Below are 23,757 nucleotides of genomic sequence, written 5' to 3' on the forward strand. Positions count from 1 at the left end.
CGGGCGGACTGTTCTGGGCTCCCTCGTCCTGTACGCGGTGTTGCGGCCGCCTGAGCTGTGCAACTGCCCCGGCTTGACGACCTGTGAGACGAAGATCCACCTGCACACCGGTAGGCCCTCCCGCGCCCTTTCGCGAGAGGGCCTACCGGTGCATGGGCGCGTCCGCAGGAACAGCGCGGACTACCGGTAGTTCGTTAAATCCGGAGATAGAGGTCAATGCCGTGTCCTGTGGTGACCGCGTTGATCAGCGCCTGGAGCTCGGAGGGTGGGTCCGTGTCCGTCCAGGCTCGCCACCATCGGGTGAGGGTGATGGCTGGGGTGAGCCAGGAGCGGATGGCCCGTAAGGCCCTGGGCCAGCAGGGCTGTTGGGGCTGGTGGGGTAAGGCTTGGCCCCCTCTCTGGGCCCTCGTCGGGGCACGGGTCGGGCGCGGTGGCATCCAGGGGTCCGGGGGTGAACCACTGGTCCCAGCAGAAGGAGAAGGCGCAGTTGACCAGGGTCTGGTGGCGGCGGATGGCTCGGTCGGAGCGGACTTGGAAGTCGGCCCAGCCGAGTTCGTCCTTGATCTGTTTGTAGCTCTGCTCGATCCAGGGCCGCAGTCCGTAGAGGCGGACGATCTCGGCGAGGTCGGCCGGCGGGTGCGGGCCGGTGGTGGCGTGCGGGGCGTCGGGGTGGGGCAGGTTGGTGGCCAGATACCAGGTGGCCTTCTCCGGCAGGCCTGCCGGGTCGGTGGTGGCCACGACCAGCCGGCAGGGTGAGTCGGGTCCGTAGCCGCCCAGGCGGGCATCGGCGGCCCACCAGGTCTCGGTGTGCCCGTCGCGGAAGTGACGCTCAACGGGTGTCCAGTCGCCTGGACGCCTGGCATCCTTCCAGGCCAGGGCATGGGCGGCTTCGATGGGGGTGTGCGGCTGGTCGGCCCGAGCCCAGGTGCCGCGGTGCGGCTTGAGCGCGACCACGTAGGCCAGGCCGGCTTCGCGCAGGGCGAGGTACCAGTCGTCGCTGACGGAGTAGGCGCAGTCGGCGACCACCGCGCGGCAGCCGAAGCCCGCCTCCTTCCCGCGGGCCGCGAGGGCGGCGGCCAGCTGCGGTTTCGTGCGGAAGGCCGGATCGGACCGGCCGCGGTCGAAGTGATGGGCGGGGGTATAGGGAGTCGCGTGCAGCGGGTAGTACACGCGGCCGTCGGTCCACACCGTGGTCACCGTGACGATGCCGTTGTCCGTCTTGCCCAGCCGGCCCAGCCACTGCCTGCCGACATGCGCGGTCGCCGTGCCGTCCTTGCGGTCCCCGGAATCGTCGATCACGATGACCCCGCCGTCGTGCGGAGCGGTCGCCGGCTGCTCGCGCAGCAGCTCGAGCCGCCGGTCGTTGACCTGCTCGGCCTCCCAAGGCGACTCGGACAGGAAGAACTGCAGCCGCTGCACCCCCGGCATCCCCGCACCCGCCACCGGCTCCGCACCTGCCAGGCAGGTGATCGTCTTGTTCCGCTCCCGCGGCGCCAGCAGTCCGGTCAGGTACTCGCGAAACCCCCGCCGCTGGGCCAGGCTGAAGAAGAGGTCGTCGAACCGGGCCGCGTACTCTTCCAACGGCCCCGGCGCAGGCGGACACGGGCGGCGAGCAGTCATCTTCAGCCCCCAGCAAGGCGGTTGAACTTGTTGACCCCTACCACCCGACCTACGGCCAATCCGACCTGCCGTCAACCCGCACCGCCACCGGATTTAACGAACTACCGCTACTCGGCGATGCCGCGGGTGAGCAGGACGAGGGTGACGAAGGTGCGGTACAGGCGGACTGGGTCGTCATCGCGCAGGCGGACGGTGAGGTCGTCCTCGCGGACCACGCCGTTGATCCAGGTCGCCATCTCGGCCAGGTCCGCGTTGTTGAAGCGGACGGTAAGACTTGCCGGCAGGGCGATCGTGGGGAGGCGGGCGTCTGCCAGCCGGCGCATCGCGGCACCAGCGCTCCGCGTGATCACCTCGCGGGCCTCCTCCGGGTGCAGGCTGTCGGCGGCGAAGCGGGAGACCGAGTTCTTGACCACTGCCGCCTGGATGCCGGGGCAGAACGGCTCCATCTGTGCGGCGGTGACGTCGTCGCCGGTGATCAGCACGACCGGAACCCGGTGCCCGAGCGCGACCAAGGCGTTGATTGCGGCCTCTCCGGCCGGCACGCCGTTGATCCGGACCTCGGCGATCGCACGTGGGTTGTAGGTGTGCGACAGGGTGGCAGCGGCTCCGGACATCGATCCGTGGTAGGCGACGAAGAAGACCGCGTCGAACGACGCGTTGAGTCCCTGCATCATGTACAGGGGCTTGTGCCGGCCGGACAGGTAACGAGCCCGGCGTGCCAGGCGGTCCGGCCGCAGGTTGGACATCGCCGAGTGCGAGTCGTTGATCAGGAACTCCTGTGCGCCGGCCGCCGCCGCGCCCTCGATCGCCGCGTTGACCTCCTGCTGCAGCAACTCCCGATAGTGCTCGTACTCGGAGCCCGATGGCCGGCACTGGTTCCAGTCGACGACCCCTGCGGTGCCCTCCATGTCCGACGAGATGAAGACCCTCATCCGTGTTCCTCTCAACATCGGTGACGAGTTGGGGAGTCAGGAACACATCATCGTCCCGGGCCGGGAAAGTCCGGTAGTCGGCGTGCTGGTGCAGTCAACCCTGACAGGCGCCAGGGCCCGGACGGTTCTCTGTCCGGGCCCTGGCACCTTGCGCTCTTCCCATGGCCTCCCGCGATGCGGTACACGCCGCGTGGCGATCAGGCCCTTTCGGAAGATGCGTTGGCGTGGTCCAGCCGGCCACTTCCCGATGTCCCAGCCGCGAATGGTGACGCCGGCGCAGGACGTCAACTCGGCTCTCTCACGTCAGAAGAGGTCGCGGTACTGGTTGAAGCCGGTGCCGACCTTGACTCGGGACTTGAGGGGCGCGGCCGCCTTGCCCGTCCCCTTGAACAGCCACAGGTTGCCCTCGAGGTCCCGGGCGAGCAGGTCACTGTGGCCGTCGCCGTCCACGTCACCCGTCGCCACCAGCTTGTTGAACTGGTTCCAGCCGGCACTCACCTTCACCCGGGAGGCGAACGGCTTGCGCGCATCGCCCGTGCCCTTGTACAGCCACAGGACGCCCTGCTTGTCGCGGGCGACTATGTCCGGCTTGCCGTCGCCGGTCAGGTCGCCCTGGCCGGTGATCTGGGTGAACTGGCTCCAGCCGGGGCCGACCTCGACGCGCGGTGCCAGCGAGCCGTCCGCCTTGGTCTGGAAGCGCCAGAGGATGCCCTGCTTGTCGCGGGCCAGCAGGTCGGGGTGCTTGGCGCCGACCAGGGTGCCGGGGGAGAAGACGAGGTTGTACTGACCCCAGCCACTGGCCACCTTCTTGAGGCGCGCGTTGCGCCAGAGGTTCAGCGTGCCGTCGTCCATGACGTGGTACGCACCGTCCTGGTAGCCGGTCAGATCGGGGTCGATCGACACCCCGTACCTGAAGTGCGGCCAGACGTAGGCACCCGACCGTTCGTCGAAGCCGCCCTTCCCATCGGGCGAGTAGACGTACATCTGGCCCGACGGCAGGATCCCGGACAGGAAGAAGTCCGGCGCGGCGGGGGTGGGCTTGTGCTGACCGGCCGCGGAGGCGCTCCGGGCGACGTTCTTCGCCGGAACGGTCGTCGCAGGGGCGTCGGCCAGAGCGGTGCCGGCGGTGGTGCCGACCAGGGCGACGGCGATCGCCGAGGTGACGAGACGCGACAGGGCACGTGCACGCCGGGAAGACTGGGTCACGTATGACTCCATGAGGTATGCGGAATCAGGCGGTGCGCTCTGTATGGATATGGGGAGCGCCCGCATCATTGTCCGGATCTTCGCACGTCTGTCCCAGCGGTTTTGCGGTGGGGTACGGAATGCGCAATTCCGCCCAGACGGCACCGCTCCGGACGCGCCGGCACGGCAGCGAACTTGCCGTACGTCTCGGCCTGCTCGTCAGTCAGAAACTCCGCGGGCATGGCTGACCAGCGGGGTCTGTGCGGAGTCCGCCTAGCGCATCGCGGTCTTCTCATCGAGTCCTCGACCCAGCGTGCGGCCCACCGCCGCTGTTGCCGCAGCCACGAAAGCGGCGATCGCCGGATGAGTACCGCCGCCCGCGCGGAAGGCGACCTTCGAGCGACGACACAACGGCAATTTGGTCAACACCACATCTGCGGGGCTGTGCGCAGTGGCCATTTCCGGTACGAAACCGGCCCCTTGCCCGGTGGCGGCCAGGGCCAGCACGGTGCGGAAGTCGTTGACCTGGTGGCGGATTCTCGGCTGGAACCCGGCCGCCTGGCAGGCGCGCACGGCCATCGCGTGACCGGTCGTGCCATCCCGCGCGGTGATCCACGGGACGTCGGCATGGGGACCGAGCAGCTCTGCCAGCGTGTCACTGCGGCTGGTGGCCGTGGCCGTGGCCGTGGTCGCGGTATCGGTCACGAGGTACATCGGCTCTTCCAGCAGGGGTACCTCGTCCACCGCGGTGTCCGGTGACGCGGGTACGAAGTCGTAGTCATGGACAAGGGCCACATCGAGTTCGCCGGCTCGCAGACCGTCGGAGACGCGCGCAGAGTCGATCTCTTGCACCATCGGTTCCAGTGCGGGATGCCGTTGAGTCAACTCGGCCAGCGCGGCGGGCACGATGGTGTGGCCACCGGAGGGGAAGGTCCCGATACGCAACGGCCCACCGATGCCCTCCCGCGCGCCGGCCAGCTCGGACACCGCCAGCTCAAGGCGTTGCAGCACGGCGTCGGCGTGTGCGACGAGGGACCGGCCTGCGGGCGTGAGGATCACGCGCCTGCCGCTGCGTTCCAGCAAGGCCACGCCCGCCTCACGTTCCAGCACACCCAGCTGCTGGGAGACGGCGGATGCGGTGAACGTCAGCGCCTCGGCCACGGCCGCGATCGTGCCCCGCCGGTCCAGCTCGCGAAGCAGGTGGAGACGACGAACATCGAGCATAAGTTCACCTTAGGTATTGAGGTAGAAATCAGAAATGGATCTACCGGATCAGTGTGAGCCAGGGTAGGACCATGAAGCCCAATCGCCTCTTCGACGGCCTGTATGTCCCCTTGGTGACTCCGTTCACCGACGATCTGCGCCTGGCCCCCGACGCGCTGGCCCGACTCGCCGACGAGGCGCTGTCAGCCGGCGCCTCCGGACTCGTCGCCCTCGGCACCACCGCGGAGTCGGCCGCGTTGACCGCGGAGGAGAAGCAGACTGTGGTGCGCATCTGCTCAGCCGCCTGCCAGGGACACGGCGCCCCACTGATCGTCGGTGTCGGCACCAACGACACCGCCACCGCCGTCAAGTCGCTGCGCGAGCTGGCGGCCACCGGCGACATAGCCGCAGCGCTGGTTCCCGCGCCGCCCTACATCCGACCCGGTGAAGCGGGGACACTGGCGCATTTCACCGCGCTGGCCGAACACGGCGGCATACCGCTGATCGTGTACGACATCCCCTACCGCACCGGACAGACCCTCAGCGCCGGCGCGATCGCCGCACTCGGCCGTCTACCAGGGATCGTCGGGATCAAGCACGCGACCGGCGCGATCGACGCGACCACGGTGGAGTTGCTCGGCTGCCCCCCGCCCGGCTTCGCCGTGCTCGGCGGCGACGACGTCGTCATCTCACCGCTCGTCGCGGCGGGCGCCCACGGCGGAATCGTCGCATCGGCCAATGTCCGCACCGCCGACTACGCCGAACTGATCTCGTTGTGGCGGCGTGGCTGCGGTGCACCCGCTCGCAGGCTCGGAGCCGAGCTGGCCCGGTTGTCCGCTGCTCTCTTCGCTGAACCGAACCCGACGGTGATCAAGGGAGTACTGCACGCTCAGGAACGCATTCCGAGCCCGGCCGTCCGGTTGCCATTGCTGGCCGCTTCCGCCAGTACGGTCCGCCGAGCGGCGCTCCTGGCCAACAGCCGTGCACGCCACACGTCCCCGGCCTGACCCCGCGAGCCGGCGGGGTGCGTGGTTTCGCCGGACGACCGTCCGCCGTCGGCTGGACACCGTCAGCGGGACCGTGCTGGTCACCCTCGGACTGCGAATGGCCGTCGAGGGGCCGTGGACGGGAGGGTCGAACGCGGCTATGTCGTCCTGCCTAGTTCGGGTTCGTCGCCGTGAGTCCCGGGGAATTGCGCTCGGACTTGGCCTACGCTCCGGCTCCTCCACGGAAGCCGACGGTCGGTACTCGCGCAGGTCCCGTATGACGGTGCAGCGCGGAGATGTCCGTGGTTCAGTTCCGTCCGCCGTGCCAGCGAACGGCGACGGCACCGGCGAAGTCGCCGGCATGGGCGAATCCCCCGAGCACCATCAGGTCGCCTTCCTTCACCTGCCGGGAGCCGATCGCGCGGTCCAGGGTGATCGGGATCGCCGCTCCGAACAGATTCCCGTATTCATCGAAGGTGTTCAGGTGCCGTTCGGCCGGCAGTTGGAGCGCCTCGCGCCAGTTCCGCAAGAAGGCACGGTTGGGCTGGTTGGTGATGAGGACATCGATGTCCGTGCTCGCCACGCCCAGCCGCCGGCACAGGTCCGTGACCACCTCGGGGACGAGGCGGTTCCCGCGTGCCAGGACCTTGGCGACGCCGGCGTCGGTGAACCCGATCCGCAGCTGGGACTCTCCCGGCTCCCAGTACTTGCGACCGTCGTCGACCGCCACGGTCATGTCGCCGGCGTACTCGCCGATGTGCCGGGTCTCCACGTCCAGGACCGGCGACTGTGCCGACGTCGTCACGTACCCGACACCGCACCCGTCGCCCGGGACCGCCGCCTGGGCGAGTTTCCGCACCTCGGACTGGGTGAACCACTGCCCCGCGGCGCTTTGCGCGTTGCATATCAGCGCGGTCTTCGCATCGGTGGAGGTGAGGATCTGCCGGGCCAGCTTCACCATGTGCACGAAGGACGCGCAGCCCGCGGTGGCCACGTCGACGAGCCACTCCGGGTTCAGGCCCAGCCGGCGCGCCACCTCGGTTCCGGCGCCCACGAACGGCAGGTCCGGCAACTGGCTGTGCACCAACAGCACGTCGACACCTCGGATCGCGGCCCTGCCGTGCCGTTCGATCAGGGGCTGTACGGCGCGCTCGACCATGTCCGCGTTGGTCTCGTCCCTGGCCACGTGATGCCGTAACGGCGGGACCCTGAACATGGGATGGTCGCGGAGCTTGTCCTCGGCTCCGGGGAAGTCCGTGTAGAACTCCGCGGGGACCGGCTTGCCGGGCAGGTAGCTCGCCACGTCGGTGAGGCTGACCGTGGTCACTGCGCCACCGCCCTCGTCGGAGCCGAACCGATCGGCAGGCCGCGCCGGTGACGGTGTTCCAGGATGGCCTTGAGGTTGTGCATCTCCACGGTGTGCCCTGCGTAGAAGAGGTCCCAGTAGTCGCCCACCCAGGGGCGGTCCGGGCCGGGCGCCAGGTCGGGGTGCGGGTTGTCGTCGTAGTAGGGGTGTCGGCAGTTGGTCCAGGTGATCACCGAACCCGGCTTGTCGAGAACCAGTCGGGCGGGTACGACACGCATCAGGTAGATCATCCACAGCTTCTCGCCCTGGTCCCAGGAGCAGTGGTAGTCCACGGTCATGGCCTCGGGGTTCGCTAGCACCTTGCAATAGATCCTGGTGTCGTCCTCCAACCGGTCGTGACCGACCCACAGCCCCGGTGAGCCGGTGGGCGCGAAGTCCCGCAGGCTGCAGGTCCACTCCTCCAGATGGTGTCCTTGCCGCAGGTAGTCGTAGGCCAGTTCCGGGGGGCAGTCGACGTACTCGTGGATGGTGCAGTACTGCCCGTAGACCTGATGGTGGGGGTAGACCGCGTGGGTGAGTTCCATGCAGCGGGCGGTGAGTTCCTCCTTGCCGGCGTTCTCGATGCGTATCAGACCGGGGATGTCAGCCAACGTGGACGACTCCTCGTTCATCTGAACCCTCCTTGCTCTTGGCGGCTTCGGTGAAGGACTGGAAGGGAAGGAACGGGGGGATCTCGCGGGGGTCGCAAGCCACTGCGACGAACGCCGGGCCGCCGGCCGCGTTGCTGCGCAGCAGGGCCGTGCGCAGGTGCGCCGCGTCGAGGGCTCCCGTGGCCTCAAGGGACGGGAAGGCGGCGGCCACTCCGGCGGCGAGGTTGGTCGGGGCGAACAGGTCGTCGCTGCGGACCCCGCCCTGGAGGAACTCCTCTCGCAGTGCGCACATGGCGTGGGCGTTGTTGTTGAAGACCACGAACGTCACGGGTGCGTCGTACTCCACGGCGGTGTGCACTTCCATCCCGTGCATGAAGAAGGCTCCGTCGCCTGCGAGAACGTAGGTGCGTCGGCCGGTGGCGAGCGCGGCGCCGATGCCGGCACCGAAGGTGTAGCCCATGCCGCCCATGCCGACCGCCACCACGAAGCGGCCGTGGCGCGGCGCCGGGAGGAGATGGACCGCGCCGGCTCCTGTGTTGCCGGCGTCCACGAAGACGTGTGCGTCCTGGGGGAGTGCCGCCTCCACCGCGGCGATCGCCTGGGCATGGGGGACGGTTCGCTCCTGGGCCTGAACGAGCGGACCCGGCATGGGTGTGGGAAGGGGGCCGGCGTGCGGCGGGCAGGGACGTGGGTGCGACGGCAGTCGGCTCGTCACCGCGCGGAGTGCGTCCCGCAGGTTCCCGCCGAGTGCGGTGCCTGCCACGAACGGCGGTTCCGGACCGAGACAGACGACGTCGGTCGCGGCCAGGGCCTCGTCGAGGCCCCCGCGTGCCAGGAGCGGCAGTCGGGTGCCGACCAGCAGGCACAGGTCGGCCCGCCGTAGACAGTCCTCGACGTTGGCGTGCCCCATCACCCCGGCCACGCCCGCGAATCGGGGATCACGGTTGTCGAAGACGTCCTTGGCGTCGGGGGTGACGGCCACCCATGCCCCGAGGCGCCGGGCCAGTTCGGCCAGATCGTCACGTGCGTCGGCGGCGGCGACATCCTCACCGGCGATGACCAGGACCCGACCGGCTCCGCGCAGGGCGTCCGACACGGCGCTGACGGCAGCGGTGTCGGGCCGCGCCGCGGAGGCCGTCGCGGGGCCGCCCGGTATCGGGGCCGCGTCGCGGGCGGGCACCCGGATCCGTGCCTGCTGTATGTCCTTGGGCAGCAACAGCACGGCCGGCCCGCGCGGATCGGCCTGTGCCGCCGCGACTGCCCGAGGCAGCAACTCCGGGAGCGAGTCCGCGTCGTCGACCCGGGCGCAGAACCGGGATACGGGTGCGAAGACCTCCCGTGCGTCGAAGGAGCCCGCCTTGCCGCTGGAGTCCTGGAACGCCCCGTGCCCTTCCTGGCCGGTCGGCGGCTGGCCCACCAGGGCCAGCACGGGCACCCGGGAGGCGTACGCCTCCGCCAGACCCGGTACGAGGTTCATCGCCCCACCGCCCGAGGTGGCGGCAACGACGCCGAGGCGCCCGGTGGTACGTGCGTATCCGTCGGCCATGGTGACGGCGGAGAACTCGTGTTTGGCGACGATGCCGCGGACTGTGCCTCCGCGGTGCACAGCGTCATACAGGTCCTCGATGTTCGCGCCGCCGACCCCGAACACGTGGGTGACGCCGGCCCTGGCGAGTTCCCCGGCCAGATGGTCGACCAGGCGTACCGTTCGTGTCTCGGGCAACTCCGAGATCGTGGTGGTCATGCGGGGCTCCCCTCCCTGTCGTGGCGGTGGTCGATGAGGCCGGACGGCGAGATGACCTGGAAACGGAGCCGGTATTCCTTGGGACTGAGTCCCAGGGTTCGTCCGAAGGAACGGAAGAACGTCTCGGTGGCGGCGAATCCGCAGCGGCCGGCTATCTGCCTGATCGTCAGGTCTGTGGTTTCCAGCAGTTCGCGTGCGCGGGCGATACGCGTCCGTTCGACGTACTGGCCGGGCGTCGTGCCCACCTCGCGCCGGAAGACCCGGGCGAAGTTGCGCTGACTCATGTTGGCCTGCTGCGCGATCTCGGCCACGGGCAGCGCCTTGTCCAGGTTGTCGAGAATCCACTCCTGTGCCGCCCGGATCGGCGGATGGTCGGCCAACTGGGCGTCGAGGACGGCGCTGTACTGGGACTGTCCTCCGTGCCGCTTGAGGAACAGCACCAGAAACCGTGCCGTCTCCAGCGCGAGCGCCGATCCATGGTCGGCTTCCACCAGAGCCAGCGCCATGTCGATGCCCGTCGACACGCCCGCGGAGGTCACGAAGGGGCCGTCCCAGACGAAGATCGGCTCGGCGTCCACCGTCACATCCGGATAGCGGCACGCCATCGCCTCGCTGTACGCCCAGTGCGTGGTGGCGCGTCTGCCGTCGAGGAGCCCCGCCTCCGCGAGCAGGAAGGATCCGCCGCATACGGAGGCCACTCTGCGCGACCGGGCCGCTGCCCTGCCGATCCAGGACACGAGAGCCTGATTTCTGAGCGCGCTGTCGAGACTCCATCCGCCCGGCACGAGGAGCGTGTCGATCGGGCCCTGCCCCGCCTCCAGTGGCGAGGCCTCCATCACCACACCCGAACTCATCCGCACCAGTGGTGCGTCGGCAGAGACGAAGTCGGTCCGGTAGTGGGTGCCCGAGGGGCCCAGGAGCCGGTTCGCGGTATCGAACACTTCAATCGGTCCGGTGATGTCCAGGGCCATCGCGCCCGCGTACACCACCACAACAACACGTCGCTCCAACACGGTCACAGCCTGTATCGGGCGCCGCACTGGCTGCAATGACAGATTACTGACGTATCCGGCCAGCGTGCGCCGTCGGACGGGAAGGAAGGGCGCTGGTCAGGCACTTCGCGCGCCGAGCAGACAGCGAGGGGTGAGACAGCTCACAGGACAGCTCACGGGACGGCTCGTGTCGTCGCTGTTCGTCGACCGTCGTTGGCCCATCGCATGTCGCGGCCAGCCACGGCTCAGATCTGAGGCCAGACGGCCTGTGTGCGCGATGCCGGAGCGATGTGCATCAGGCGCGTCGAGTGCGGGCTTGGGGGGCGAGGGCGCCGTCGAAAGGCAAGGGCCAGAGGCTGCGGCTGCGTTCAGCATTTCCCGGTCGACGCGGCTCGGTGCGGTTCGAGGCATGACAGTGCGCTGCGCATCGAGATGGCGCGGCGCTTGACGGAAGCTGCGGGGGCGAGGGGGGCTCGGCAGAGCCGTCGTAGTGACGCTCGCCGGGCCGAGTCCCTCCGTAGGGAAGTGTGCCTGCCGGCTTACCTACGGAGGGAAGTGTGCCGGCCGGTCAGCGGGATCAACGGCGCGGTAACGGCGCGTTGGCGAGGCCGGTTCGCGCCTCTGCGGGCAGGGAGCGGCGCGTGAACCGGGCGCGAAGTCGAGCCGCCGCGTCCTCTTCTCGCAGGATATGGCCACCAGTTCCAGCAGATCGAGCGCGACGTGGAGGGCGTACGAGGCCGGGTCAGCCGAGTTTGAGAAGGCCGGCTTCGACCACGGCGCGGCCGAAGGGGCTCGCGAGTTCGGCGAGACGCTCACAGCCGGCTTCACCCAGGGCGGCGTAGGCCGGCAGGGCCAGACGGTCGGTGCGGTCCTCGATGTGCCGGCGCAGGAGGGCGCCCTCCGGGCTGAGGGAGTCGCCGTCGAGGAGACCTCGCTTGCGCAGGTGTTCCTCGGTCTCGGCCCACTGCTCCTCGGGCCATGCGCGGCTCGCCTTGAGGAAGTCGACCGGAATCTCACCGGTGGCGGCATGCAGAATCAGGGCCTCCAGGCCTCCGACGCCCTCGCTCAGCAGGCATGCGACATGGGCATCTCCACGGAACTCCCGTAGCAGCGTCTGGGCGTGCCACAGCTGCAGTACCGGCTCCTCCGGCCACGGCAGTGCGGCGTGAGCGGCGAACAGCGGGCGGCCCTCCATGTGTTCGCAGGCCGCCTCGGCTGCCCGGCGCACCAGTGTGAGGACCTCCGGCAAGCGGGGCAGCTCGTGGATTCCGGCCCGCCGCAGGGCATCGCCCGCTGCGGCGTACCGCGCATCCAGCACCTGTTGCGGCGTCGTCGCGTCCCAGACCCCGTCGATCGCCTGGCGTACGAATGCGGGATTGAAGTTGTAGAAGGTGGAGATGATCAGCTCGGCGGATGCCCGGCCGAACGCGGCGCTCCGGGAGGCGAAGTACCCGGCGCGTCCGCTCAGTCCCAGGTCCGCGTATCGTTGTCTTGCCTCGGGGACGAAGTAGATCATGCCGTGTACGGGTTCGAGCCGGCGCCAGGCCGCATGTGCTGTCTTCATGGGTCACCTCTTCGGGGAGTCGATGAGCGGGATGTGCGTCGTGGTCCTGTACTCGCAGTGCGTTCGCGGGCGTTGTGGCAGCAGGCGGCTCAGTGTCTTCGGCACCTCCTACAGGACCGGGCGGCCCTCGGGCGGACCCACCACGATCGCGTCGAACGTGCCCGCGATAGTGGAGTTGCTCAGCTCGGTCACCCTCAGCCTCCTCATACCGACTGGTCGGTAGCCTTCAGGTGGGAGGGCGGGCTGTCAAGGGCGCGAGCGCGTGGCGCCGAGGTCACCGACCCTAGAACAACGTGGCCTCGTCCGGGCCGTAGCCTCCCGCCCGCACAAGGCCGTGGACGCGATGAAGTGCCCGGCCAGGGAAGGGCTGTGGTAAGCGGTGCACAAACCTGGCAGACGTGAAGCCCGGTGAACAGCTGCAAAGAGTCGGCCCGCTCGGCAGGAAGGCGACGACTTCGGCCACCTCCCAGGCGGTGCCCAGGGGGTGCCCTGGCGGCCCGGGCGGTATGCAGGTGATGCCCGAAGACCCGAGGCCTCGCGGCTCATCGGGGTGTCGATCGGGCCCGGGACGACCAGGTCGGCGCGGATCCCGCGCGGCGCACCCTCCTTGGCGTCATGGCGGCATGGCGGGTGAGCCCGAACAGGCCCGCCTTGGACCTGTCGTAGGCGGGCGAGTCGGTGGCGGCAAGGCGCGCAGCCCCGCCACGGAACCGACGACGAGACCCGACTCCCACGGTGTTTCCCCAGGCGACCGGTGGCCTGCTGCGAGGAGAGCCGGCGGCTGGCCCGGGGTGCTGAAGGTACGGCACCGCGACGGACGGCACGTGGAAAGAGGGATCCGGGCCCGCAAAGCTGTGGACCGGGTACGTCAGGTGATGGAGACCGGGAGACTGCTGGTCTATTCCGAGCAACTTGTTCGTCTGAAGTGGGATCCGACTGGAGAGCGGGTCATGGCGGTCTCGTCCTTCGGGACGGAGGACCGCTCCGGCCGCATCCCGGGGGGGCGAGATGATCGAGGGCATCACCGAACGCCATCGGGCCCAGCGCCGGCTCGCGCTCTTCCCGCCCGCCCGGGCGTTCCCGTGGAATCCGGGTCTGACACGCTCCGAGCCAGGTGCCCGGCCGAAGGGCGGCCTCCTTGCAGCACCAGCATGACATGCACCACGAAGGGGCTGAGCGCGGCATATGGCGAACATCACACACGTCGACGTACCTACTGGTCGGTATCCTGCGGTGAAGCGTGAGCGACAGGAGGCGTGATGTCTGCGACCAACCGCCAGATCCGTCTGGCAGCCCGCCCCGTGGGCGAGGTCAAACCCGATGACTGGCAGCACGGTTCAGGGCCTGTCGACGAGCCGGGCCCGGGCCGGTTCGCGGGCCGGACGCGCGTCATCTCCCTCGACCCTGCGATGCGGGGCTGGCTGGACGATCGTCCCTCGTACCTGCCGCCGGTGGGCATCGGCGAGGTGATGCGCGCCGGATCGGTCATCGAGGTCACCGCCTCGGACCACCCCGACTTCCAGCCGGGAGATCATGTGGTCGGCATGTTCGGCGTTCAGGAGCACGTGGTCTCCGACGGCAAGGGCGCCATCAAGATCGACACCGCCCTCGCCCCGCCCTCGACGTATCTCGGCGCACTGGGCATGCCCGGCATGACCGCGTACTTCGGCCTGCTGGACGTCGGGGCACTGAAGGACGGCGAGACCGTCGTGGTGTCGGGGGCGGCCGGGGCGGTCGGCAGCATCGCAGGTCAGATCGCGAAGGCGAAGGGCTGCAGGGTCGTCGGCATCGCCGGAGGGCCGGACAAGTGCTCCGTGCTCATCGATGAACTGGGATTCGACGCGGCGATCGACTACCGCGCCGAGGATGTCAGGAAGGCGCTGCGGCGGCACGCCCCCGACGGCATCGACGTCTACTTCGACAATGTCGGAGGGGACATCCTAGACGCGGCTCTGACGCGACTGGCCATGCACGCGCGTGTCGTGATCTGTGGTGCGATCAGCCAGTACAACAACACCACGCCGGTCAAGGGTCCTTCCAGCTACCTCTCGCTGTTGGTGCGCCGCGCCCGCATGGAGGGCTTCGTCGTCTTCGACTACGCGGAGCGTTACGCGCAGGCCGCCCAGGACATCTCCGCCTGGATCGGAGCCGGCCACATCAAGGTCAAGGAACATGTGGTGAGGGGGAGTGTGGACGACTTCCCCGACACGTTGCAGATGCTCTTCCGCGGGGAGAACGTCGGCAAGCTCGTCCTGGAGCTGGAATGACCGCCGTTCGGAGCGATGCCGCCGCCGGCCAGGACAGACGGACGGCGCCGCGCTTCAAGGCAAGGTGGACATGGTCACCGACGGTGTCGGCGGACTGGGCCGGGACACGGCACTGACGCCGGCGAAGGCGGGGGTCGGGGCGGGGGTGGGGGCGCGTGGTCGTCGCGGACCTCGACGTGTGGGGTGGATGGACGCGAGGTGGCCGACATGGTCGGCAGCCATGTCCGCGTCTGTGACCTCTCCGACCCCGACGCCAACCGTGCGCTGATGGAGTTCACCCATGAGCACTGCGGTGCCAAAGACCATCAACGGCGTCCCCTGCAACAGCCCACCTGCAACGGCTTCACCGTCACCGGCATCGGCAACCGGAAGGCCTCCGCCATCTGATACCGGGCGCTGACCGTCTACTTGGCCTCCTCCACGGACTACAAGGGTGCCCGCACCGCGACTCCGAGCGCGGCGAAGGATCTCTACGGCGCCACCAGCCCCCAGCTCGTCACCGTGGCCGAGGCCTGGAGCACGGTCAACGTCCTCTCACGCACCGACCCACCGCCCCCACCGACGCGCCCGATCTGTTGCAGCCGGCCGGACGGACAGGACCGCCGCCTCCTGGGACGCGGCGGTCCTGAAGCTGTTTCACCGCGGCGGAGCTGCTTTGCCTGAAGCCCGCCCCGAGGTCAGTTCCAGATGCCGGCGATGTCGGAGGCGCCGGCCGCGGCCCCGGCGTGGGTCGTCAGCCCGGCCAGGTCCTCAAGAGTGCGCAGCGCGTTGTAGTGGTTGTAGTGCGTCGAGGTCGTGCTGCCCGGCGCGACATGCGCACCGTAGAACACGGTGGCGATGTGGTTGCTGTGTGAGCTGTCATCCTCGTCGAAGGTGACGGCCAGGATGCTGTTGTGCGTCTGGGCCCAGGTGGCGTAGGCGCCGAGGTTGTTCTTCAGCCACGTGTCGCCCGTCGAGATGGAGCAGTCGTGCATGTCGTTGCACAGGTTCGGGGTGACGAACGAGACCTTCGGCAGCGTCGTGTAGTCCGTCGGGAACTGCGCGAACGTGTGCGCCGTGTTCAGCGGAACGTTGCTGAAGGCGAACCACGGGTTATGCTTCCGCGCGTACTTGGTGGCGGAGTTGGTGCACACCGTGGAGCCCTGGGAGGGCAGGCCCTCGTTGTAGCTGCCCCAGGTCCTGCCGGCGGCGATGAGCTCGGAGCCGAGGTTCGCAGCCCTGCTGAACTGCGGGGTGTAGCAGTTGTCGTTGGTGATGCCCTGGTTGTTGCCGGAGAACAGATCCAGGTAGTTCGGCTGGCTGGGGTGGGTGATGGCGAACGAGTTGGTGAGGTTGCCGCCGCCGACCTTCAGGGTGTTGTTCAGGTACGGGGCGCTCGTGCTGCCGATGACCTGCTCGTAGGGGTGGTTCTCGAACACCACCACGACCACGTGGTCGGGGGTGGGAAGAGCGGCGGCCTGCGCGGCCGGGGCGGCGACGCACACCCCGACCAGGGCGGCGGGGAGGGCGGTGACAAGGGAGAGCGCCCGGTGCGAGCGCTTGATGCGGGACAGCAAGGACACGGTGGACCTCCTGTGTGAGCGGAGAGCGGGGAGGTTGTCCACTGATCAGGTCCTTTCTGATCAGGCGGTAGGAGAGTAGAGCGGCGCAGTCAGGGCCTTCAGGTCACTGGCGATGAAAACCCGTCAAACAGCCGTAGGCTGCCGGAGGCTCAACCATCTCCTGTGTTCACCTTCCGGAGGGTTGCCCCGGACACCCGGGCCCCGCGCCGGAACCGGTTCCCCACCGCACGGATGGAGCGTGGACTGCACTGTAGTCATGAGGGGAACTGGCAGAATCCGTCGGCCTGTTGCCGCACAGCACACGCCGGGGCGCGCTTCATGTGCCTCTGACAGGCTCAGTCTCATCCGCGCGGTGGTGACTCAGCACGGTCCATTGCCAGCAGATTCTTGGTCTTGGACACCCTGAACAACCGTCCGCTCCTGCATGCGCCTCGTCCACCTCAATCTGGCGGGTGCCTCTGGCGGTCACGGCATCGCGGAGGCGAAGCAGGTCCGCCGATCACTGACAGGCAGAAAGTTTCCCACGGCTGGGATTTCACCAACTGGTCGTGTAAACAAGTCAGTTGTTGCCCCTTCTGGATGGCAACAGGCGGTGATCGCGGTGACACCTCGGTCGCTCTTCCTGCGATCGCCGACCCCCCTCATGCACAGCGAAAGGCACATGTATGGCGAACGACCGCAGGATGCGCTACGGCGGACGGATGCTGGCGCTCTCAGCGGCTGCCCTGGGCATGGTCGCGGCGATAGCCGCTCCAGCCTCAGCCGATGACCAGCCGACTCGGGCACAGCTCATAGCCGACTGCGACTCGGGTGAAGGGAAGTGCACCTTCAACGACCCCAAGTTGGACCAGGCGTATCTCGGAGGCTTCCACCGGGTCTCCGATTCGCTCTACAACTGCAGCACCTCGCCTGCCACCCAGTCGATGACCTGGTCCGACACAGTCGGTTCCACGGACTCGGCGGGCGTGTCCGTGACCGCCGGCGGCAAGATAGCGGGAATCATCGACCTCAGCGTGACGGCGACTTACAGCCACACCTGGTCGAGCACGCACTCGGTGACCAGCTCCGTCAACATGACGGTGAATCCCGGTGAAGTCGGCTGGATCTCCCGCGCGCAGGTGATGCAGACCGTCTCCGGCACATGGCAGACCCATTACGACAACCGGAAGTGGGGTCACTACTTCTGGTTCGTCCCCGACGTCATCACGGGGCCCGCCCCGAACGGGACGGACGGTCAGAGCAACGCGGTGGTCGTCAAGTCCAGGAAGATGACCACTGAGGAGAAGCGGTCCTGCTCCAACCGCTCCGGTAAGGCCAAGACGATCGTCGTCCGAGGCTGACCCACCGATGGCACGCCGCGCTGCCTCGCGGTCCGTATCCCCGCGAGGCAGCCGGCACAGCTCAGCAGGGTGGTCAGCGCGGGTAGCGACGGCCCCAAGAGGAGGTTCGTGGGCCGACAGGCGGGCCTAAGCGGCTTGGGTGAAGTCCCTTGCTGATGCTCGCTGATGCTCGGAGCCGGTCTCGCTGCTGGGGCATGGCCTGGTTGACGATCCCCCCTTCCTGACCCCGGCTGCGTGTATCCTCACGGTGGTGGACTGCTTCGCATTTGCCGAGATTCGAATGTCCCCCCCGGCTGCCATCGACCTTCTGAGCCCGGCCGAACGCCCGGCTGAGGGCGGCCCCCGATGACCGCCTCCGAGAACGCACCGCTGGAAACGAGGGCGGCAGACCATGTCTCTGCCGTTCTGCTGAAACAGCTGGCCGACAAGCTCGGCGGCCGGGCCCCGGGCACCGTCGTGTTCGGCGAGCCCATCGTGAGTCAGGACGTCACTGTGATTCCCGTGGCGCGGATCGGGTTCGGTTTCGGCGGCAACACCGGCCAGGAGGCCGGTGAGGGCGGCGTGGTCGGCGGCGGGGCCGAAGCAAGGCCGCTCGGCTTCATCGAGATCAAAGAGGGCAAGACCACGTACAAGCCCATCCGCGATCCCTGGGTGAACGTCCTCGTACCGCTGACGGGCGGCCTCCTGGCCGGGGCCGCGATCCTGTGCTACCTGGCGCGGCGCGGGAGGCGCTGAAGCAGGGGCGTCCGTGGATCCGGTGAAGTTGGCTGCGTCGGGTAGGCGTCCCTCGCTCAGGCCGTCCGGCAAAGCTTCTGGGACCCGACGACCGGATCGCGCTGGCCGAGCTGGTCCACGTCTCGGCCGAGGTGGGGATCACGTGGAGTGCCCCGGCCCTGTGCGACTGGCTGCAGGCCGAGCGCCGGAGGGGAGAGAGAATCTCTGCGGACTGGCCGACGGGCGGTGGTATCGCGTGCGGACACCAGAAACCGACGGGAAGATCGACGCGGGGACGCTGCTGGAGTTCGTCTGCGTACGGCTGGCGGGCCTGGGCGGTGGAGCGGACGTGCTGGGCCTGGCCACCGACGGCCTCGGCATCCATGTGATGCCCCTCTGGGAACGCCGCAGGCCATGCACGGTCGTTGTGCTGGACAACGCCTCGGCGCACATGGCCAGGCGTTCAAGGGGCGCCGCCGTTAGCTGGCGAAGTACGAGGACTACTCGCAGCGTGCCCAGACCAGCACCGACTCCCGCGGTGGGGCCGTCGACCAGGCCATGACCCAGCAATGAAACCGGCTCCGAGCAACAGCGAGCAACAGCAAGAAACTTCCCCCAAGCCGGCTTAGCAAGCGTCTTGCCGATCACTGATTGCGGAGCAACAGCAGATCTGGCGGAGATCGTCGCTGGACGCGTGTGCGAGGATCCACGGGTGAATGATCTGCGCGTCCGCCGGGCCACTGAGGCCGACTTGGCCGACCTCGTCCGCCTCCGCGACGATGCGGCACGCTGGATGCTGACCCGCGGCATCACTGGGCAGTGGCGGCCGGGCGAGCTGGACGAGGGCCACTTTCGCCAGGTGATGGCGCATGGCGAGGTCTGGCTCGCGGAGGTCGGCGGGTGTATCACCGGCGCCTGGGAGCTGTGGTGGGAGGACGAGGCCGCCTGGGGCCCGCAGCCGCCCGTGGCCGGATACGTGCACCGGCTCATGGTGGACCGGGTTGTCGCCGCGCCCGGGACAGGGAGGCTGCTGCTGAGCGCTGCGGAACGCCGAGTGACCGCGGTGGGACGGACATGTGTGCGCCTGGACTGCCTGGCCGGTAATGCACAGCTCAACGCCTACTACCAGAACGCCGGTTATCGCGTAGTGGGCCACAAGGAGGGCAAGCCGCAGCCGGGCGGGCCGCCCAAGTCCTTCACGCTGCTGGAGAAGGAACTCCGGCAGGCGGGGTAGGACGGAGGCGAGGGCGTCTCTTCCCGATCACCGGATCGTTGGTCCGGTCGTGAGGCTCGGGGAGATTTCCGACGCTGCGTGGGTGATGATCGCGCCGTTGCTGCGGCCTCCGGGGCGGTCTCACGGCTGGTGGCGGGATCTCCGCCAGGTCCTCGAAAGCATTGTGTTCACACTCCGCACCGGTCTGCAGTGGGGCGGGACCTGCCCGAGCGGTTCGGCCCCCTGGCAGACCGTCCATGGGCGCTTCGCCCGCTGGAGTGCCGACGGCACATGCGACCACCTCCTTGCCGTAGCCCAGGCACGCACGGGGGGACTGCCGCACGGATCCGAGCCTCATCATGGGGCGCGGCCACGCGAAGTCATCCACGTGGGTGGTGACCGCGGCCATCGCCGACAGGGGCGAGGGTCACTCTTTCGGCTCTGTGCAGCGTCGCTCTACGACATGGTCGCGGTCGTGCTGGTGGCCCAGACCGTCATGCCGAGCACCGGAGGCAGGCGCGGACTTCCCGGCCGCTGTGCGTCTGGCGGATCTCGGTCGACTGCGCGAGGTACGTGACGATGCCGGTTCCGCGGCCGTGTTCGTCCGGTGCGATGTCGTGCGCACCGTGCTCCACCGCGGTTCCCGAGTCGCTGACCACGATATGCAGGGCGCCGTGGTCGAGGTCGAGTACCAACGTCATGCACTCACGGCCGTACTGGGCGGCGTTGGCGGTGAGTTCGTCGACGATGAGAACGGCGGAGTCACGCTCGCTCTCGGGAACGCTCCAGCACTCCAGCAGATCCGCCGTGAAGTGACGTGCGGCGGACACATGCGCCTCCCGTGCGGGCAGGGTCAGCGTCGCCCGATGGGAACAGGGCCCTGAGCTGGTGCGCTCGGAATCGGTCACAAACATGGTCTTCTGGCTCTTCTGTGCGGATGCGGAGGCTGGATCGAGGTGAGGACCGCCAAGAACGCGGAGGCGGCCGCTGTGCCGGAACCTGCAGGTGAGCGCTCATCCGGTGAAACGCACGGCGAGTGGCATACGGTTCGAGAGATTCACACCTTTTCCCGGCTTGTCAGCTTCCGGTTCCAGGCTTGTCAGCTTCCGGCTGGCCTCACGCCTGGATCGTGACCAGCTTCTGGCCGGTCCCGGCGACGATCTCGAAGTGCTCGATGGCTCCCGGAGGCATGGGGACCGCCCCTGTGATCTTCGTTCCGGGCGGGTACTCGCCGGCTCGCCAGGTAGCGGCGTCCGCCCTGGTGCCGCCGGGCCCGATTGCCTGCAATCGGCAGATTACGCCGGCCGGCGCACCATGGGCCGAGACCTGCACGACGCTGCCCCAGGCCGAGGGGAAGACCTTTACCAGCGCGGTGACGCCGGTGGTGGAATCGTTTCCGGAGAAGGTGCGCGACGGAGTCGGCGCGGCGGGTCCAGGCTGCTTACCCTGACTTGTCACGGATGTGCTGGTTGCCAGCCAGGTGCCGCCGACCGCCGCCGCCGCGACCAGCATCAGGGAAGCGGCCGCACCTGCCAATTGCAACCGCCAGGTCCTGCGGCGCCTGGCCGCGGCCTGCTGGAGCATCCTGTCGATCAGCCTTGCCTCGGGAGCCCGAGGCGCCGCGGACACGCCGGACGGTGCCTGCGGTGCACCCTGCGTGCTCTCGGCTGCCCGCCGCACCAAGCCGTCGGCCAGGTCTTCGTTGTCGGCGGGCACCGTCTGGCCTGCCGCTTCGGCCGCTGTGACCATCGCCAGCAGCGCCGGCAGTCCGGCCAACTGCTCGTGCTCCGTCCGGCATGCGTCGCATGTCGTCAGGTGGGCGCGTACCTGTTCCATCTCGGCCGGGGACAGCGCGCCCAGGACGTACCCTCCCAGCGCCATCCGCACGGCGTCGTGGTCCGTGTTCATGGCCGGCACCTCCTCCACGCCTCGGTCATGGCTCGATGCCTCGTTCCTGCAGCGCGAGCCTGAGGGCATGCAGGGCGTAGTACGTCCGAGACTTGACCGTGCCGAGCGGGATGCCCAGTACGCCCGCGGCCTCCGCCATGGTGTGGCCCCGGTAGTACGTCTCGACCAGTACGGCGCGATGGTCCGGGGACAGCGTCCGGAGGGCGTCGGCCACCGCCCAGCTCTGCAGTGCCTGCTCGATCTGGTCCTCGCCCCCGGTCTGCTCGGCGGCCCGCTCCAGGGCCTCGCCGCCCGTCTCCGCAGGCCTGGCTCGCCGGGCCCGGTGGGCGTCGATGACGAGGTGCCGGGCGACCGTGAACAGCCAGGCCCTGGCAGGGCCACGTCGGGGTTCGAACGCGCTGGGGTGCTGCCACGCCCGCAGCAGCGTCTCCTGTACGACATCCTCGGCCCACTGCCGGTCTCCTGACGTCAGGCGCAGCGCGTAGTGGAACAGGGGACCCGCGTGCTCGGCATACAGAGCGCGGATGAGTTCCTCGTCCGTGGCCGAAATGGTCCCTTCACCAGGGACACGGCGCGCGGAGCGATCCGTATCGGCAGTTTGGCCACGTTTACGGGCACTCCATGGCATAAGACGATCATTACGCATACAGGTTCTTTTGTCGTGCTGCGTGCCATGTGATACCTGAGGCGACCTGCTGGATCCGGGGAGATCACAAAGAAAGTCGAAGAAAAGGCGTACATGGGTCGAACCGGGCGGCACCGTCGCTCGTGAAGTCAGACAAGAGCCGAGTTGCACGGCAAATCATGGCAAATCGCCGACGAGCGTCGCTGCTGCACTGCCGCCGCGACACACCTCGCTCGCCGGGCCCGTTACGGGACGCACGGCCATCGCACGTGCTCGGCCACCACCTCCCCCCTCTTCCTGATCGGCGAGGAATGATCACCATGTACCCGAACCTTGGTCATGTCGGTCGACGATCACGCGTCGCGGCCGGGCTCACAGTCGTGACGGCAGCCGCCTTGGGGTTCCTGAGCGCGTGCGGCCAGTCCTCACACTCCACAGCGGCCGGTGACATCACGCCCGGTCCTGGTCAGCGTCAGGTGGCCGGGATGCCCGGTGCCTCCGAGTCGGCACAGGCGGCGAGCACCGCACCCGGCGCCTCGCCGAAGTCCGGCATGAGCATGCCGATGAACTCGCCGACGGCGGGCGCAGCCGATGCGCCGGTGGCCTCGGACACCGTGGCGATCAAGAACTTCGCGTTCTCCCCGGCCACGCTGAAGGTCAAAGCGGGCACGACGGTGACGTGGACCAACCAGGACACCGACGCCCACACCGTCACCAGCGCCGGATCGGGCGGGCCGCTGCACTCGCCCGCTCTGGCCACCCACGCCACCTACAGCTACCAGTTCACCAAGCCGGGCACCTACACCTATCTCTGCACCATCCATCCCTTCATGACAGCCAAGGTGGAGGTGACCCGATGACCGGGTACCGTGACGTCCAGGATCCAGTCCCGGGCGGTGCCGACGAACAGCCCGCCGGGGAATACGGCATGACACGACGTCAACTCATCCGTCACGCGGGATGGTTCGGCGGGGCGGTCGTGCTGACCGTGGCCGGCGGAGAGGTGATCAGCCACATCGCCGGCTCCCGGGGCACCGGCGCCGAGGCCGCCGCGGTGACCAGCGGCGCCCTGCGGTTCGTGCAGGTCTCCGACAGCCACATAGGTTTCCATGGGCCGGCGAACATGGACGTCGTCGGTTCATTCGCCGAAGCGGTCGACCAGGTCAACATGCTGGGCTTCCGGCCCGACTTCGTCATGCACAGCGGTGACCTGACACACCTGTCCAAGGCGGACCAGTTCGATCAGGTCAGGCAGATGATGACCAGGCTGCGCACGGACCGCGTCTTCACCGTGCCCGGTGAGCACGACTCCATCGGCGACGCGGGCCGCGCATACCGGCGGATCTTCGGCAAGGGCACGCTCGGCGACGGCTGGTACAGCTTCGACACCCACGGAGTGCACTTCATCGCCCTGGTCAACACTCTGAGCCTGGAAAAGCTGGGTCACCTCGGCACCGAGCAGATCGACTTCGTACGCAAAGACCTGGCGGGGCTGTCATCGGACACCCCGATAGTGGTCTTCAGCCACATCCCGCTCTTCGCCATGTACCCCCAGTGGGGCTGGAGCACGGACGACGCGTTGAAGGTGATCGCGCTCCTGCGCCGTTTCTCCTCGGTGACCTGTCTCAACGGACACGTCCACCAACTGTTCACCAAGACAGAGGGCAACATCACCTTCCACTCCGCCACCACCACCGCCTACCCACTGCCCAAGCCGGGACGGGCCCCCGCCCCCACTCCCCAGGTCGTGCCCGCCCGACAGCTCAAGGCTGCGCTGGGCATTCGCACCGTGGGCTACCGGCAGGGCGACCGGGAACTGGCGATCAAGGACAAGAGGCTCGCATGAACATGAGGCGGGCATGAACAACAGGCTGGCCTGAGCAAGGGAGGACTCCTCCGACTCAGCGGGTGGCAAGGATGTCCACCAGCACGTCGGTGTGACCAGG

The 23,757-nt window shown here is 68.5% G+C and carries 22 protein-coding genes and 1 pseudogene; 10 read left to right on the forward strand and 13 right to left on the reverse strand.

All coding sequences use genetic code 11. The features are described from left to right. Positions 1-213: 213 nt before the first annotated feature. The 4 genes from AB5L52_RS38955 to AB5L52_RS38970 form a co-directional block, all read right to left on the reverse strand. Complete coding sequence (locus AB5L52_RS38955; protein WP_369362616.1) at positions 214-1,581, reverse strand: IS701 family transposase; 1,368 nt, start codon at positions 1,579-1,581, stop codon at positions 214-216. Between the two features lie 146 nt (positions 1,582-1,727). Continuing rightward, entirely contained in the window at positions 1,728-2,552 is an 825-nt protein-coding gene (locus tag AB5L52_RS38960; protein ID WP_351578935.1) for a M55 family metallopeptidase, read from the reverse strand. 303 nt (positions 2,553-2,855) lie between these two features. After that, positions 2,856-3,758, reverse strand: coding sequence for a VCBS repeat-containing protein (locus AB5L52_RS38965; protein WP_351578932.1), 903 nt, complete (start codon positions 3,756-3,758; stop codon positions 2,856-2,858). 252 nt (positions 3,759-4,010) lie between these two features. Beyond that, entirely contained in the window at positions 4,011-4,961 is a 951-nt protein-coding gene (locus AB5L52_RS38970; RefSeq protein WP_351578929.1) for a LysR family transcriptional regulator, read from the reverse strand. A gap of 71 nt (positions 4,962-5,032) precedes the next feature. Here AB5L52_RS38970 and AB5L52_RS38975 point away from each other — a divergent pair, with 71 nt between their 5' ends. Beyond that, the gene (locus AB5L52_RS38975) at positions 5,033-5,947 is read left to right on the forward strand and encodes a 4-hydroxy-tetrahydrodipicolinate synthase (RefSeq protein WP_369368023.1); all 915 of its coding nucleotides are present in this window, start codon (positions 5,033-5,035) and stop codon (positions 5,945-5,947) included. A gap of 286 nt (positions 5,948-6,233) precedes the next feature. On the opposite strand, the gene AB5L52_RS38980 is transcribed toward AB5L52_RS38975, so the two are convergent. The 5 genes from AB5L52_RS38980 to AB5L52_RS39000 all read right to left on the reverse strand — a co-directional run bounded on the left by AB5L52_RS38980 (position 6,234) and on the right by AB5L52_RS39000 (position 12,182). Further along, a complete protein-coding gene (locus AB5L52_RS38980) occupies positions 6,234-7,253 on the reverse strand; it encodes a 3-oxoacyl-ACP synthase III family protein (RefSeq protein WP_369368024.1) in 1,020 nt (339 codons plus the stop codon). Next, the gene (locus AB5L52_RS38985; protein ID WP_369368025.1) at positions 7,250-7,903 is read right to left on the reverse strand and encodes an SRPBCC family protein; all 654 of its coding nucleotides are present in this window, start codon (positions 7,901-7,903) and stop codon (positions 7,250-7,252) included. Before AB5L52_RS38985 ends, AB5L52_RS38980 begins: the two co-directional genes overlap by 4 nt. Next, positions 7,875-9,626 (reverse strand): thiamine pyrophosphate-binding protein, encoded by a 1,752-nt coding sequence (locus tag AB5L52_RS38990; RefSeq protein WP_369368026.1) that lies wholly within the window; start codon positions 9,624-9,626, stop codon positions 7,875-7,877. The genes AB5L52_RS38985 and AB5L52_RS38990 overlap by 29 nt, the downstream gene beginning before the upstream one ends. Next, entirely contained in the window at positions 9,623-10,639 is a 1,017-nt protein-coding gene (locus AB5L52_RS38995; RefSeq protein ID WP_369368027.1) for a GlxA family transcriptional regulator, read from the reverse strand. Before AB5L52_RS38995 ends, AB5L52_RS38990 begins: the two co-directional genes overlap by 4 nt. A 721-nt stretch (positions 10,640-11,360) precedes the next feature. Next, positions 11,361-12,182, reverse strand: coding sequence for a hypothetical protein (locus AB5L52_RS39000; protein WP_369368028.1), 822 nt, complete (start codon positions 12,180-12,182; stop codon positions 11,361-11,363). Between the two features lie 1,259 nt (positions 12,183-13,441). Here AB5L52_RS39000 and AB5L52_RS39005 point away from each other — a divergent pair. Both AB5L52_RS39005 and AB5L52_RS39010 read left to right on the forward strand, forming a co-directional pair. Beyond that, positions 13,442-14,449, forward strand: a complete 1,008-nt coding sequence (locus AB5L52_RS39005; protein WP_369368029.1) for an NADP-dependent oxidoreductase — start codon at positions 13,442-13,444, stop codon at positions 14,447-14,449. Between the two features lie 327 nt (positions 14,450-14,776). After that, positions 14,777-14,980 (forward strand): annotated as a pseudogene (locus AB5L52_RS39010) (M4 family metallopeptidase); the annotation flags it as partial. A gap of 146 nt (positions 14,981-15,126) precedes the next feature. Here AB5L52_RS39010 and AB5L52_RS39015 read toward each other — a convergent pair. Continuing rightward, positions 15,127-15,942: an alkaline phosphatase family protein gene (locus tag AB5L52_RS39015; RefSeq protein ID WP_369369041.1), complete on the reverse strand. Its 816-nt coding sequence runs from the start codon at positions 15,940-15,942 to the stop codon at positions 15,127-15,129. A gap of 734 nt (positions 15,943-16,676) precedes the next feature. On the opposite strand from AB5L52_RS39015, the gene AB5L52_RS39020 reads away from it, so the two are divergent. The 5 genes from AB5L52_RS39020 (at position 16,677) to AB5L52_RS39040 (ending at position 19,855) form a co-directional block, all read left to right on the forward strand. Continuing rightward, a complete protein-coding gene (locus AB5L52_RS39020) occupies positions 16,677-17,351 on the forward strand; it encodes a hypothetical protein (RefSeq protein WP_369368030.1) in 675 nt (224 codons plus the stop codon). Positions 17,352-17,696: 345 nt separating this feature from the next. Then, entirely contained in the window at positions 17,697-18,086 is a 390-nt protein-coding gene (locus tag AB5L52_RS39025) for a GerW family sporulation protein (RefSeq protein ID WP_369368031.1), read from the forward strand. A 235-nt stretch (positions 18,087-18,321) separates the two neighbouring features. Further along, entirely contained in the window at positions 18,322-18,627 is a 306-nt protein-coding gene (locus tag AB5L52_RS39030) for a hypothetical protein (protein WP_369368032.1), read from the forward strand. 150 nt (positions 18,628-18,777) lie between these two features. Next, complete coding sequence (locus AB5L52_RS39035; RefSeq protein WP_351019126.1) at positions 18,778-19,299, forward strand: GNAT family N-acetyltransferase; 522 nt, start codon at positions 18,778-18,780, stop codon at positions 19,297-19,299. A 49-nt stretch (positions 19,300-19,348) separates the two neighbouring features. After that, positions 19,349-19,855 carry a transposase gene (locus tag AB5L52_RS39040; protein WP_369368033.1) on the forward strand — a complete coding sequence of 169 codons (507 nt, stop codon included), beginning with the start codon at positions 19,349-19,351 and terminating at the stop codon, positions 19,853-19,855. Here the strand turns inward: AB5L52_RS39040 and AB5L52_RS39045 are convergent. From AB5L52_RS39045 to AB5L52_RS39055, 3 genes are all read right to left on the reverse strand, one after another. Then, positions 19,773-20,192, reverse strand: coding sequence for an ATP-binding protein (locus AB5L52_RS39045; RefSeq protein WP_351019123.1), 420 nt, complete (start codon positions 20,190-20,192; stop codon positions 19,773-19,775). The genes AB5L52_RS39040 and AB5L52_RS39045 overlap by 83 nt on opposite strands. Positions 20,193-20,394: 202 nt before the next feature. Further along, positions 20,395-21,204, reverse strand: coding sequence for a zf-HC2 domain-containing protein (locus tag AB5L52_RS39050; RefSeq protein ID WP_351019120.1), 810 nt, complete (start codon positions 21,202-21,204; stop codon positions 20,395-20,397). 7 nt (positions 21,205-21,211) lie between these two features. Next, positions 21,212-21,814, reverse strand: a complete 603-nt coding sequence (locus AB5L52_RS39055; protein ID WP_351019117.1) for a sigma-70 family RNA polymerase sigma factor — start codon at positions 21,812-21,814, stop codon at positions 21,212-21,214. Between the two features lie 482 nt (positions 21,815-22,296). Here AB5L52_RS39055 and AB5L52_RS39060 point away from each other — a divergent pair, with 482 nt between their 5' ends. Together AB5L52_RS39060 and AB5L52_RS39065 are read left to right on the forward strand one after the other, a co-directional pair. After that, on the forward strand, positions 22,297-22,671 hold the full coding sequence (locus AB5L52_RS39060; protein WP_369368034.1) for a cupredoxin family copper-binding protein: 375 nt from the start codon (positions 22,297-22,299) through the stop codon (positions 22,669-22,671). After that, positions 22,668-23,657 carry a metallophosphoesterase gene (locus AB5L52_RS39065; protein WP_351019109.1) on the forward strand — a complete coding sequence of 330 codons (990 nt, stop codon included), beginning with the start codon at positions 22,668-22,670 and terminating at the stop codon, positions 23,655-23,657. The genes AB5L52_RS39060 and AB5L52_RS39065 overlap by 4 nt, the downstream gene beginning before the upstream one ends. Positions 23,658-23,757 lie beyond the last annotated feature (100 nt).

This window comes from Streptomyces sp. CG4, assembly GCF_041080655.1.
GTDB lineage: Bacteria > Actinomycetota > Actinomycetes > Streptomycetales > Streptomycetaceae > Streptomyces.